The following is a 13114-nucleotide window of genomic DNA, read 5'->3' on the forward strand; positions in this document are numbered from 1 at the left end:
CAGCTCCACGAGTATCACGCCCGTGCACAGGATTGGCACCAGGACCAAAAGGTTCACCTGCTCTACGGCCATCAGGAGTATTTCCTGTCTTCTTTCCATATACCACGTTGGATGTGATCGTTAAAACAGACTGAGTTGGTGTTGCGTTTCTATACATTTTATGGCTTCTGATCTTATCCATAAACATTTTTACAATAGTAACTGCAAATTGGTCTGTATTATCATCGTTGTTACCATAAGGTACGTACTCTTTTTCAACTACGTAATCGATTGCATCGCCGCTCTCGTCTCTTACCACTCTCACTCTACCATATTTCATAGCAGCAAAAGAGTCTGCCACAATAGAAATACCAGCAATACCGAAAGCTTGAGTACGATGTACATCTAGATCATGAAGAGCCATTTCTAGTGCTTCATAAGAGTACTTATCGTGCATGTAATGAATAACATTTAGAGCTTTCACATAAGTCTCAGCAATCCAATCAAGCATCTTGTCAAACTTAGTCCACACTTCATCAAAGTCAAGATACTCACCTGTAACTTTCTCAAAAGTTGTAGGTGTAACTTGAGCTTTAGTGCGTTCGTCTTTACCGCCATTGATGGTATAAAGAAGAGCTTTAGGTAAGTTGGCACGAGCACCAAAGAACTGCATTTGTTTTCCGATTTCCATAGGAGATACACAACAAGCAATACCATAATCCTGACCTAGCTGAACACGCATTAAGTCGTCATTTTCGTATTGTAATGATGAAGTATCAATAGAAACCTTAGCACAATATTTCTTCCAGCTTTCAGGAAGACTTTCACTCCAAAGAACAGTTAAGTTTGGCTCTGGAGATGGGCCTAAATTATATAATGTATGAAGGATACGGAAGCTATTTTTAGTAACCAAAGACTTACCATCTTTAGTCATACCACCAATAGACTCAGTAACCCACACTGGATCACCAGAGAATAGCTCATCGTATTCTGGAGTACGTAAGAAACGCACCATACGAAGCTTCATGATGAAATGGTCCATCATTTCTTGAGCTTCTTCTTCGGTTATAACACCATTCTGAATGTCTCTTTCAATGAAAATATCAAGGAATGTAGAAGTACGACCAAGGCTCATAGCCGCACCATTCTGATCTTTAATAGCACCTAAGTAAGCAAAGTATGTCCATTGGATAGCTTCTTGAGCTGTTTCTGCTGGTTTTGAAATATCAAATCCATAAGCAGCAGCCATACGTTTTAGTGCTTTTAAAGCATTTATCTGATCAGTAAGCTCTTCACGTGAACGAATTTTCTCTTCGTCCAGCTCTACAGGATCAGTATTAGCAAAGTAATCTTTTCTTTCTTGAATCAAACGATCTACTCCATAAAGAGCTACACGACGGTAGTCACCAATAATACGACCACGTCCATAAGCATCAGGAAGACCAGTGATAATTGCATTACTTCTAGCATTTCTAACACTAGCTGTATATGCAGCGAAAACACCATCGTTGTGAGTTTTACGATATTTTGTAAAAACCTCTTCTGTTTGGGGATCTAGTTCGTAACCATACTCCTCAAGACTTTGTTTGACCATTCTTAAACCACCATTCGGGAAAATGGCTCTTTTAAGAGGTTTGTCAGTCTGCACACCTACAATTTTTTCTAAGTCTTTGTCTAGGTATCCAGCACCATAACTGTCAATTTGGGATGGAATTCGGGTTTCAGCATCATAAACTCCTCTTTGTTTTTCCTCTTTAAACATTTCTGTTAGTAGAGACCAAAGTTTAGTTGTTGCTTCAGTAGGGCCTGCCAAAAAAGATTCGTTTCCAGTGTATTCGGTATAGTTTTCAAGAATGAAGTTATTCACATCAATCTCATCTACCCATTTACCACACTTAAAACCTTTATAAGCATTCATAATGTGTTTATTTAAAGATTAATATTTAGAAGTAATCCATACGATTACTTATCTATTGATTACCAAATGTCTAATGGGTCCTACTTAAACATGCTCTAGCTAGTGCTATATGCGCTAGTTATAAGTATGTCACATTAAACATGTATTTAGTAAAAATAAAAGACACTTAAATCTCTCACTCTTACGAAGGCACAAAAATAGTGAATTAAAAGCATTCTACCATAATATTCTTGAAGCTTATATGCATATATTACACAAAAATGTATTAAAAACCGATTTTTATACTTTGGTATTTTAGTGATATTTTATTACAAAGAAATCTTAATTTATATTTTTAGGGCAAACAAAAGGGCTTATACAGCATATATAAAACATTATTTGGCTATTATATTAAAATACAATCTTCTTTATTTTACAAAATGACATATTAACATTTGTAAAGATTATATACTTATACACTAAAAACGTAATAAATATTAAATTGATATAGATCAAGTCATCAATAAAAGATCAGCTCAAAAAAGTAACTAAAAAAGAAGAATGAAAGATGGAAATAAAGAATTTAAAAGGAAATAATAAAAGAAAATATTTTACTAATTATAGTATACAAAATGATGGGTTATTATATAAAAAATAAGAGTTAAGTAAAAGTCGATAAATAAACTTACCTTTGCCTTTGTTAAGATATTAAATTCACATAGACTAATTGAAAACAACACATGCGCATTTATTCATACAAAAATATTCTCCTCTCAACAATAGCTTTATCTGGTATCATTTTGTCAAGTTGTAAACCAGCTCAAAATACAATTACCAAAACATATAGTCAGTTTTCGGAACTAGATGATCCTAGTAAATCTTCAGTAGAACCTTGGACATCTACACCCGAGGGTTTAAATATATCTTATGTTTCTATTGACAAGAAATATTACAAATCAGAAGAACCTAAAATTGGTGAATACCAAACTACACATCGCATAACAGGATGGAAAGGAGAAAAGGTTTCTTCTCAAATTTTGCTATGGAGTACGCAATCTGTAGAAGAAGTAGAGATAAGTATAAGTAGCTTCCAATCTCCACATCATAATTTACCAGCTTCTATTGCTGAACTCCGTTTTGTAAGATATGTAATGACTGATGAATTTGGAGAAGGCTGTGGATACCGTCAACCAGAAGACTTTGCAGCTTCACTGGCTCCAGATATGCTTGACAATATTACTACTATGGATATAGAGAGTAATACTGTACGCCCGATATGGATTACGGTGAATATTCCTCATGGCACACCAGCTGGACTCTACTCCTCTTCTATAACGATACATTCAAAAGACGCAAAAGATAAAACCTTGGCTTTTGAACTAGAGGTAACCAATGAAACTCTACCTACACCTAATAAATGGACCTACCATTTAGACTTATGGCAACACCCTGCTGCTGTGGCCCGAGTTCAAGATATAGAACTATGGAGTGATGCTCACTTTGAAGCATTAAAACCTGTGATGAAGATGTTGGCAGATGCTGGACAAAAAGTAATTACAACCACATTAAATAAAGACCCCTGGAATAACCAATGTTATGATACCTACGCGGACATGATTACTTGGACTAAAAATGAAGATGATAGTTGGACTTATGACTATACTATTTTTGACAAATGGGTAAGCTTAATGATGGAGCTAGGTATCAATAAAATGATTAATTGCTATTCTGTAGTTCCGTGGAATAATGAATTGCACTATCAAGATGCTGCATCGGGTGAAAGGGTAACTATACAAGCAAACCCTGGATCGGATCTATTTAATAAGGTATGGCACCACTTCTTTACCGACTTTAAAGCTCATTTAGCAGAAAAGGGTTGGTTGAAGATTACTAATATCGCAATGGATGAACGCACTCCTGAAGAAATGGAGGCAACAATAGAAATGCTACAGAAAGAAGCGCCCGAACTAGGAATATCCTATGCAGACAACCAAAAAAGTTACAAGAAATATCCATTCATAAAAGAAATAAGCTTGGCTGCTGGTGCTAAGTTTGAACAAGAAGATATTCAAAAAAGAAAGGAAGAAGGACTTATCACTACTTATTATGTGTGCTGCTCTGATGCATTCCCCAATACGTTTACTTTTTCAGAACCCGCCGAAGCAGTTTATGCGGGTTGGTATGCTTTAGCATCTGGGCTAGACGGATTCCTACGTTGGGCATACAATTCATGGGTTGAAAACCCGTTGACAGACTCTCGATTTAGAACTTGGCCTGCTGGAGACACTTACATTGTCTATCCAGATGCAAGAAGTTCTATTCGCTTTGAAAGATTAATTGAGGGAATCCAAGATGTAGAAAAGATCAAAATTCTTCAGACTAAACTAAAAAGCAATCCAAGTAAAAAGAATAATGCTTTATTAGAGGAACTCCAGCAAACGCTAGCTGCATTTACTATTCACCCAGAACAAGATTATGTAGAACTGCTCAATAAAGGAAAAGCATTATTAAATAGAATAACTAAAGAATTGGATAAGTAATATTCTTAAAGTTGGATTATACTAATAAATAAGTAGAGGAGAATATCATTTATTGTACAATGATACTCTCCTCTTTTATTATATAAATTAATTCTATAAAATGGCTAAAAGAGAACTTTTAGTCCAATCTAAGGATAATACAGTCAAATTAAAAAGCTACTACTCCTAGACTTTCTTCTGTTTGATTTAATAGCTCATCAGTTTCTTTATTGATATTCATTTGATTATCAAATAAAGGAGTTTTAGCCAATAAACCCATCATCTTAATCCACCTAGCCATATCTTTGAATCGCTGTAAGTGATAATGATGTTCTACTTCAAAGTCTGGAATAATTGGTTCAAAATAATTGAGCTCTTTCTTACTTTCTTGGTGTATAGCACTCAATACAGCACTTGCTTTGCATACTAAGTTCTTTATTTCGCCCATAGTACCCCAAGACTGCTCCATCTTTTCACAAGCCTCATCTACTTCTATTTTGAACTCGGTAGCCTTAGATAATTTGTTAGAATAGTGTTGTGATGCCAACAAACCAGCAGAAACAATAGCTAAAGCACCTGTTGCTGCCAATGTTGCAGTAGAAAGAATACCTCCACCTACCAAATAAGATAAAATAGAATGGATATCGGTTGAGCCAGCTAAAGAGGACAAAGTAGTACCTGATGTTGCCACGGCATACGTATCAACAGCTCCTTTAACAAAAGCAGGAACACCTATACAAGCAACAGTCGCTATAGCTACCTTATTTAAAGGGGCTTCGCTAATATCATGTACCTTCATATCCATTAATATCAAGCGAGCCATTGAAGCATCATCTAACTCTATTTCTTTGAGTAGTTGACGATATGCTTCGGGATTGTTTTCTTGTAAGTCTCTTAATAGAGATAAGAAGTGGGCCAGAGTATCTTGTAGGGCGGACAACTTAACTTGTGCCAGATTTTCGATGGCTGAATTAAGTTCTGCATTCAAGTTTTCAGTATGAGTTACATACTCATCAATTTTATGTTGGGCTGTTTTTTTTATCTCCTTAGCAAGTTTTCTATCTTGCAAGGCTTGTTTTCCAGTAAGCTTATTCAATAAATCACTCATAGAGATTCTCCTTTCATTTACTTCGCTTGGTTACAAGCTGTATTTAAGATAACAGTATCTACTAGATTACCAGAGTTATAGGTATCTATAATATATTTCTCACCTGTTCTATAGTACGTAACAGATTTACCTATAAGAACTCCATGTTTCCAATGCTTTTCTTTATTGAGTTCTCCAGACTTATAATAGACTTTTTCTATCCCCTGTTTCTGATTGTTTTTCAAGCGATATATTCGTCTTACTTCTCCCGTATCGTAAAATTCTTTTACCGTCTTATATTGACTCAGCCATAATACTAATAAAATAGCTGCCAATAAGACTAAGGAAAATATAACTAGACCTTGGTTCATTGTTTTTAGACTTTGTAGTTGGTTAACACTTACAATTTACACTATTTATTCAGATAAAGGTTAGGTTTATCAAAATATTTTATAGCAAGATTTTTCATATTTAAAATATTTATAAATTCAGATTGAAACGCACCTCCGATAAATACGATAATACAGCCCTGCCATGCGTATAGTTGCTTATTAATTCGCCTCTACTCTCTATCTGCCTTTTTTATTCAAATTAGCCTTTAAATAAGTAATAACCCTAGATGCACGCCTCTCAATAATTTTAAGAGAACTAGAATAAGCTTATACGTATTTAGGCTAAAAAACCTACTCTAGTAATTTCTTTTTCTGTTGACTAAACTCTTCTGGACTAAGAGCTCCTTTTATCTTTAATTCAAATAATTTCTCTAATTCATCCGCTATTAGTTTTGGTATAGCATCTGAGTAAATCTCTTTTTCTTCTTCTGAGAACACTCTCTCTTTCAAGTACTCTTCATCTACACGATCTATAATCTTACTAAACAGCATATCTAAATGATAGGCCATCTCTTTTCCTTTACGATACATCTGACTTTCCATATTGGTTAGGTCAAGGGTTCGAGAACCACCAAACAACTGCGTTTTTGCATTAAAACAATAAATAGGGAGCCAAGGATTCTCTCCTTTGGATAGAGTAATGCGCATAACTACTTGAGCCACTTTAGACTTTCCATCCTCTTTTTTTAGAGGAGACAAACTATAAGGTTCTTTAGAAACAACTTCTTGAAAACTAGAGTTGTGCCCTACCCGTTCTGATACTCGTTCTGATACAATGACATCATCTTCTAACATTTCGATTCGCAAAACAGACTCATAGGGAAAAACAATTTGCGAATTGGGAAGTATATATGCCACAAGCTCTCTTTCTTTATCAACAGCTAGCAAGAAACTATTTTGTTGTCCCATAATAAATTGAGACAAACTAAAATCCTTAATATGCTTCAGCTTATCAAAAAGAAACCGACCTTGATTACGTGTTTTCAAGTGGATACTCAATAATAGTATGAGTATAAAAACCGTAAATAATAGTATAAAACCAATTAAAAAATCCATAACTGCCCTTTCATTAATTTATAGCTAAAAGATAATACTCTCTACAAGCTTAACACATTTTACAGTCAAGAAGTTTCACTAACTAAATACATTTTATCCCTTGATACATATAATGTTACATCTATAATTCAGTCTATAATAAAAAATCAGCCCCAACAAACTACTGTTTGTATAGGGCTGACTCAGCTCATTTATGGAAATGATTAATTATTATTCTTAATTCGTATATCTTATTCTCATTTTACTTTACATACTCTAAGACTACCTTTAAAGAGATAATTTCAAATAAATCTTTGTTACTCAATTCATTCAGCTCTTCTAAATCTTTCACATTCGGAAAGTTGGAATCATCCATCAAAACCGTAAAGAGCAGCAGCGCTTCTAATTTATCTCCTGTAATTGTACTGGTTAATTGAAGCTGATTGTCCGAAACTTCTACAGAAGCACCATCTATGGGTAGGTAAAATTCATCCTCCTCAATCATCTCGTTTATACTTAAAATATTGTCTTTCAAGATATATTCACTTTCTACTTTAGAATTAGCCCCTTCAATCTTTACTTTGCCTCCTTCATAAAAAGACAATGTATGTTTTTCTTCTGAGGTTAATAACCATTTTAAATATTCATTTGCTATTTGTGTGATACGAGTTTTGAAGACCTCTGTATCATTCATGCCATCCAAGGCTTCTTCTTTAAAATCGAGTACTGCAAAGAGTTGTAAATCTTTAAATTGCCAGTCACCCAAAATTCGAGGATCAGCTTTAACTAGATGAGTACTTTTATTCACTAGAATGGAATAAGAATTAGCCTCACTATTTTCTTTTGCTAAAAGTATTATAGGAATCAACAACAAAAGATACAATGCTTTTTTCATAATAAATCAAGTATTGGTTAGCAGGAGCAATATATCATTTATTTGCTATTTAATCAATAATAGCGATATTTTATTTGTTAATTCGCTAACAAAACAACCATTTGCTACCCAAAGGAGTATTACTTTATCAGAAATAAAACACCCTAGCTAGAAAAAAAATAAAACTAGCTAGGGTGAAAAACTTAAAATTAGGAATTTTTGGACTTTATAAAATGTCCAATGTGATATTAGTCACATGAGACTAATTCGTTCACATAGTATAGAAACGAGAGTTTAGTTTAGTCAGCTTTATAGCGCTTGGACTATGTTAACAAATTTAAAGAACTCCTTTTATAAACGCAAGAATAAAGTCTTAAATAATTAGCAAAAACAAGCCAAATATGAAATTAATTTACCGAATCAAACAGAAACTATAATTTCATACACTTATTCGTCACTTTTAAAAATTATAATACTACATTGCGACGCTAAATAGCTAAAGTAGAAAGATATGTTGAAAGAAGATTTTTTACTCAGAATGATTCAGGAAGTAATGAAAGCCTTAACAGCTTTACTCAATAAGAAAGGAAGTAAACTCGAGAAACAGCAAGAGTTAGAAAACTTTTACTCCAAATACCTAAATAAAGACAAAGACTTCTTTCTCACTCAAAGCATCGAAGATATTCATGCGTATTTGGATCAAAGCAAATTACAAGAGAAAGTTGTACGCATTGAGTTATTAGCTGAGATTCTTTATCACGATGCCTTACTTTCTTCGCAAATAGAAGAGAAAAGAAATTTAGCTCTCAAAGCCTGTTATCTATTTGAAGAACTAACCCGATTGGATAAAACATTCTCCGTAGAAAGACAACTCAAAACAAAACAATTAATGGAGCTTGCAAACGTGCATAATTAATCAAACAACCAATCGCTAATTTCAGCCAAAGGTTTGTGATGTTTATCCTTTTCAGACAGAATAATATCGTTTGCAGGAATACCCCAATCGATGCCCAATTTGGGATCATTCCACGCTATGGCTCCCTCGCTCTCTGGAGCATATAGATTATCACATTTATACTGAAAGATCACCTCTTCACTTAACACACTAAAACCATGTGCAAAACCACGGGGAACAAACAGCTGACGATGATTCTCTGCAGATAGCTCTACCGTAAATATCTGTCCAAAGGATGGAGAGCTTTTGCGTAAATCCACACAGACATCAAGTACTTTTCCCTGAACAACTCGTACCAACTTAGCCTGAGAGTACTCTCCTCTTTGAAAATGCAATCCTCTTACCACCCCATAAATAGACTTTGACTCATTGTCTTGGATGAATTCTACCCTCCCTACTTTCTCATCAAATTCTTTTTTATTGTATGATTCAAAAAAGTAACCTCTTTGATCTTTAAAGACCTTGGGTTCGATGATATATAATCCCTGGAGTGGAGTTTCTATGCAATTCATATTTCCCTATTAATTGTTGTAAGTAATCTTAAAGAAGTACATCTATAAGAGTTTGTAATGACTCTTATATTAAGAGTAACAAAGATAGTTGGGAAAACTCTTTTACACAAGAATGTTTCTTTCTTTTATTTCACACATTTATGTGTCATCAAATAGCCTAGATACTTCGCTTGAAAGAAGTACTTATTGATAGCCAGACTTTCATACAAAAAACATCTTTCTCAAATAAATATATAAATCAATAATTGTATTCTTTATCTATTCTCTATTTTTGAAGAAACTATTATTCTATGAAATTTATCCAATTGACAGCCGACAATATTGAGCAAGAACACATCTGTTGTGCTCTGGCTTCTAAAAATTCAAATATAGGAGTCTCTGCAAAGAAAGAGTGGTTATCCAATCAGTTTAAAGAAGGATTAAAGTTTATAAAATTGGATGTCCATGGGAAAGTTTTTATCGAATATCTACCTGCCGAACAAGCATGGAATCCCATCGAAGCACCCAACTATCTATTTATTGACTGCCTCTGGGTAGCAGGTAGCCATAAAGGGATGGGATATGCCAAAGAATTACTCCAGTTATGCGAAAAAGAGGCGATTGCTTCTAATAAGGCAGGCATCATCGTGATGGCTGGGACTAAAAAAACAACGTACTTAAGTGATAAGAATTTTTTTATCAGCCAAGGGTTTCATACAGTAGATCGTACCGAATATGGTATTGAGCTATTGGCGAAAGACTTAAAAGAGCCTGCACCTACTCAGCCACAGTTCAAAGCATGTTGTAAAGAACCTATACCAAATGCAAAAGGAATTGACATTTATTTTACTGCACAATGCCCATTTACAAGCACCTATATTCAGCAGATTATTCCGATTATTAAAGAGGAATCAACTCCCATTAAGATACATCAACTAAAAACAAAAGAAGAAGCACAAAATCACTATGCAGCCACTACCACCTATAGTATTTTTATGGATGGGAAATTTGTGACAAATGATATTTTGACAGTGCCTAAACTCTTGAAATGGATAGACTATTACAAACACAACTGTTAGCTTACTGTTTTTGCCTATTTTTCATACCTAGCAATCTCTCAAAATCATCCTCATAAATTTCGTTTGTGAGCAATAAAGCTTTTTCAAAATCTTTCACATCAGGATACTGATTCATAAATTCTACTCCATCAGGGTCTAAATGAATCAAGGCTATAATTTCATTCTGTTTATTTAACCCTACAACAGCTTCACCATCTTGACTCCCTGCCCAGTCTCTTGAGGTGTGGTGGCAAAACGTCTCAAAAAAACGAAGTGCTTTTTCTGCTAATTCCTCCCGTTGAGCTTTATAAACTTCTACTTCACTACTTGGAATACAATAGGCATCCACTTGCACCCAGGTTTCTTCAACTTCAGACTTCTTCATAAATAGTTATCTTGATTATTCATCCTTTTATTACAAAACAAACTTAAAGAGATTTTGCTTCGTTAATTTCTTTTAAAATTATAGGCTACCCTATATCAGCCAAAAAATGCAGAAAAAATAAACAAAAGCATGTTCTATTGTATCTTTTTCATTTTTAATTTGTTACCTTAGATAAAGTGAGACTAGATTAACACAAACCATATCAAGGCACATACCTTAAACTTGAAAAAATGAGAAAAACTGAATCTATCTTAGACGATTTGAATAACCTTGTCCGATCTAAAGGTTATATCTATGCCCTTTGCATGCTTATCTTAGAGGAGTTTCATTATGACATAGAACATCTACACGATGTGAATTATAAAGACCATTTAGGGATTCAAGAAGTATCACTTCTCGTTGGTTTTTTACTACACAAACCGATTGACTTTTCATATCCTACTCACCCTTCCTACTTGCTACGTCTCAAAAAAGCAAGTATTGAACTCATGAAGGAGTTGGAGCAATCTCTTATCCGTGACAATCAAGAAACCATCAAACAATCTCTTCAAAAGGGTTCTGCAAGTAGAGAGGCCGAAGTAAAGCAACTGAACTTCTTTGTAAAAGAAGGTTCCATTGTTGAGCCTATTATTTATTCGGGTAATGGCACTAGGTTATATCCTTATGATACTCTACTAAAAGCAAAGTATGAAAATGACGAGGATTGGCTAGCACATAACTGTGGATTTACCATTACTCAAGCCATAAAAATCATTAACCGTATTCAGGATAAACTGCACAAGAATTTCAAGCATTTCTATTCATTTATGATGAAAGGGAAACGCAATAGAACGGAAGACTTCAACGTGGGACCTGATGCTTGGCAATATGACTTTTACCCTTATCTAGATCTATTTAATGAAATAGACTCTGAAACCAAACAAACTGACATCTCTCAAATGAGTGAAAAGAATTGGGAAGCTTTTTATAAAAATATCCTCAATCTATTCGTTCTCCATAGAGATGACTTTGGACAAGAAGATTTTGTGGAAGCCTTCTTGCAGAAATTCACTACCGACCAAGTGGCTGAGTACAACACTCAATTTAATAGTGTAGGTGATTTTAATTATTTCAGGACACGACCTATCCTACTTCTGGAACCCAATGGAAAGCGGTATTTTATTCCTTTGAGCTTTATGCTCTATGCTATTTTATACGAAGCTCCTACCGAATGGATGGTTGAAGATAAGGCCTATCGTAGCACAATAATGGATCATACTGCTGAATTTGGGAACAATCTCACTTGTCACCTCTTAAGTAATATCTATTATCCCGAACAGATGCTAAGAAATGTAACGGTAAAATGTGAAGATGGGAATACCCAAAAGATAGATATTATATGCGTCATTAATAATAAAGCACTATGTGTGCAGGTACGTTCAGATAGGATAACTGAGATTTCGAGGTACGATAATAACCGTGAGGTTTTATTGGAATTCAAAAGAGCTATACAAGAAATTTATAATACGGGGTTGAATCATAGAAAATCTTTACTCAATTGTAATTCCGAATTATTCGATCAAGAAGGTAACCCTATCATATTATCGCAACCCATAGATGAGGTGTTTTTAATGGGGGTAACAACCAAAAACTACCCTACCATCACTCACCAAGCTCATCTATTTTTAAGAAAGAAGGAGGATGATCCTTTCCCTGTATTTACCACTATATTTGAGTTGGAAATCTTACTTCATTATATGAAGAATCCTTTCTTGCTGCTGTACTACTTACGACAAAGAAGTAAGCTCACCAATTATTTTATAGCTACAGAAGAGATGGCTTACTTGGGTTATCACCTCTGCCATAAGCTACAAACGATACCCGATACCAATGAGGTGTTTATTGATAATATCTATGCTCAGTACATTGATCAAAACTACTACCCTTTTAAATTTGGAGTAGATAAATGGATTGATGAAAGCAAAGACCCTATCAAAAATCGCTGGCATAACCCTTGGTTTGAAAGAATATGTAAGCAAATTAAACGGAGTCAAGATCCCGATAAAATAGATATCCTATTTCATCTATTTGATATTCGCCCGATGTCAGTTGATAGGATAGTGAGTAGAATGCGTGATTTAAAAGAAGAAGTCAAAAAAGACAAGGAAATATCTTATACTTCTGCTTACATCAGTACTGAAAAGTTAGGACTAAGTTATTTTGTAGCACCATCAGAAAGTATTGTGGAGCTATCTACCAAACTGAATGATTATTGCAACCTACATAAGTATATGCACCAAGCCCAATATTGGATAGGCTTAGGTAACTTTGCATTTAGCAACAGACCCTATGACTTGCTTATCTATCGCAAAGACCCTTGGGTTCAAGATAAAAAGATGAGTAAAGAAGTCAAAAAAAGAAGATTCTCTCTTGACAGAGATCAAAACAAATAAGTTCCATTTT

At 34.5% G+C, this 13114-nt stretch carries 11 protein-coding genes; 4 read left to right on the plus strand and 7 right to left on the minus strand.

Annotated elements, in window-relative coordinates; translation table 11 throughout:
• On the minus strand, positions 1 to 1897 hold a 1897-nt coding region (locus K8V80_RS10430; RefSeq protein ID WP_276777760.1), incomplete at its 3' end, for a pyruvate formate lyase family protein.
• A 719-nt stretch (positions 1898 to 2616) separates the two neighbouring features.
• Here K8V80_RS10430 and K8V80_RS10435 point away from each other — a divergent pair.
• Positions 2617 to 4416, plus strand: a complete 1800-nt coding sequence (locus K8V80_RS10435) for a DUF4091 domain-containing protein (RefSeq protein ID WP_276777762.1) — start codon at positions 2617 to 2619, stop codon at positions 4414 to 4416.
• A gap of 148 nt (positions 4417 to 4564) precedes the next feature.
• Here the strand turns inward: K8V80_RS10435 and K8V80_RS10440 are convergent, their stop codons facing one another.
• From K8V80_RS10440 to K8V80_RS10455, 4 genes are all read right to left on the minus strand, one after another.
• Positions 4565 to 5503, minus strand: coding sequence for a hypothetical protein (locus K8V80_RS10440; RefSeq protein ID WP_276777764.1), 939 nt, complete (start codon positions 5501 to 5503; stop codon positions 4565 to 4567).
• Between the two features lie 17 nt (positions 5504 to 5520).
• Positions 5521 to 5853 carry a hypothetical protein gene (locus tag K8V80_RS10445; protein WP_006744734.1) on the minus strand — a complete coding sequence of 111 codons (333 nt, stop codon included), beginning with the start codon at positions 5851 to 5853 and terminating at the stop codon, positions 5521 to 5523.
• 312 nt (positions 5854 to 6165) lie between these two features.
• Positions 6166 to 6930, minus strand: coding sequence for an SHOCT domain-containing protein (locus tag K8V80_RS10450; protein WP_276777767.1), 765 nt, complete (start codon positions 6928 to 6930; stop codon positions 6166 to 6168).
• A 241-nt stretch (positions 6931 to 7171) separates the two neighbouring features.
• The gene (locus tag K8V80_RS10455) at positions 7172 to 7804 is read right to left on the minus strand and encodes a hypothetical protein (protein ID WP_276777770.1); all 633 of its coding nucleotides are present in this window, start codon (positions 7802 to 7804) and stop codon (positions 7172 to 7174) included.
• A 490-nt stretch (positions 7805 to 8294) separates the two neighbouring features.
• Here K8V80_RS10455 and K8V80_RS10460 point away from each other — a divergent pair, with 490 nt between their 5' ends.
• Positions 8295 to 8699 carry a hypothetical protein gene (locus K8V80_RS10460; protein ID WP_276777773.1) on the plus strand — a complete coding sequence of 135 codons (405 nt, stop codon included), beginning with the start codon at positions 8295 to 8297 and terminating at the stop codon, positions 8697 to 8699.
• Here K8V80_RS10460 and rfbC read toward each other — a convergent pair.
• Positions 8696 to 9250, minus strand: coding sequence for a dTDP-4-dehydrorhamnose 3,5-epimerase (gene rfbC, locus K8V80_RS10465; protein ID WP_006744730.1), 555 nt, complete (start codon positions 9248 to 9250; stop codon positions 8696 to 8698). The two genes, K8V80_RS10460 and rfbC, sit on opposite strands and share 4 nt — an antisense overlap.
• Before the next feature lie 290 nt (positions 9251 to 9540).
• Between rfbC and K8V80_RS10470 the strand changes: the two genes are divergently transcribed.
• Positions 9541 to 10308: an N-acetyltransferase gene (locus K8V80_RS10470; protein WP_276777777.1), complete on the plus strand. Its 768-nt coding sequence runs from the start codon at positions 9541 to 9543 to the stop codon at positions 10306 to 10308.
• A 1-nt stretch (position 10309) separates the two neighbouring features.
• Here K8V80_RS10470 and K8V80_RS10475 read toward each other — a convergent pair whose 3' ends face one another.
• Positions 10310 to 10672 (minus strand): hypothetical protein, encoded by a 363-nt coding sequence (locus K8V80_RS10475; RefSeq protein ID WP_276777778.1) that lies wholly within the window; start codon positions 10670 to 10672, stop codon positions 10310 to 10312.
• 230 nt (positions 10673 to 10902) lie between these two features.
• On the opposite strand from K8V80_RS10475, the gene K8V80_RS10480 reads away from it, so the two are divergent.
• The gene (locus K8V80_RS10480; protein WP_276777779.1) at positions 10903 to 13104 is read left to right on the plus strand and encodes a hypothetical protein; all 2202 of its coding nucleotides are present in this window, start codon (positions 10903 to 10905) and stop codon (positions 13102 to 13104) included.
• The last annotated feature ends 10 nt before the right edge of the window (positions 13105 to 13114 follow it).

Origin of the sequence: Bacteroides coprosuis, from assembly GCF_020741705.1 — a bacterium.
GTDB lineage: Bacteria > Bacteroidota > Bacteroidia > Bacteroidales > Bacteroidaceae > Bacteroides_E > Bacteroides_E coprosuis.

Coding starts and splice junctions, on each gene's coding strand:
- K8V80_RS10440 (WP_276777764.1), bottom strand. CDS start 5,503: ATGAGTGATTTATTGAATAAGCTTACTGGAAAACAAGCCTTGCAAGAT.
- K8V80_RS10470 (WP_276777777.1), top strand. CDS start 9,541: ATGAAATTTATCCAATTGACAGCCGACAATATTGAGCAAGAACACATC.
- K8V80_RS10445 (WP_006744734.1), bottom strand. CDS start 5,853: ATGAACCAAGGTCTAGTTATATTTTCCTTAGTCTTATTGGCAGCTATT.
- K8V80_RS10450 (WP_276777767.1), bottom strand. CDS start 6,930: ATGGATTTTTTAATTGGTTTTATACTATTATTTACGGTTTTTATACTC.
- rfbC (WP_006744730.1), bottom strand. CDS start 9,250: ATGAATTGCATAGAAACTCCACTCCAGGGATTATATATCATCGAACCC.
- K8V80_RS10475 (WP_276777778.1), bottom strand. CDS start 10,672: ATGAAGAAGTCTGAAGTTGAAGAAACCTGGGTGCAAGTGGATGCCTAT.
- K8V80_RS10480 (WP_276777779.1), top strand. CDS start 10,903: ATGAGAAAAACTGAATCTATCTTAGACGATTTGAATAACCTTGTCCGA.
- K8V80_RS10460 (WP_276777773.1), top strand. CDS start 8,295: ATGTTGAAAGAAGATTTTTTACTCAGAATGATTCAGGAAGTAATGAAA.
- K8V80_RS10455 (WP_276777770.1), bottom strand. CDS start 7,804: ATGAAAAAAGCATTGTATCTTTTGTTGTTGATTCCTATAATACTTTTA.
- K8V80_RS10435 (WP_276777762.1), top strand. CDS start 2,617: ATGCGCATTTATTCATACAAAAATATTCTCCTCTCAACAATAGCTTTA.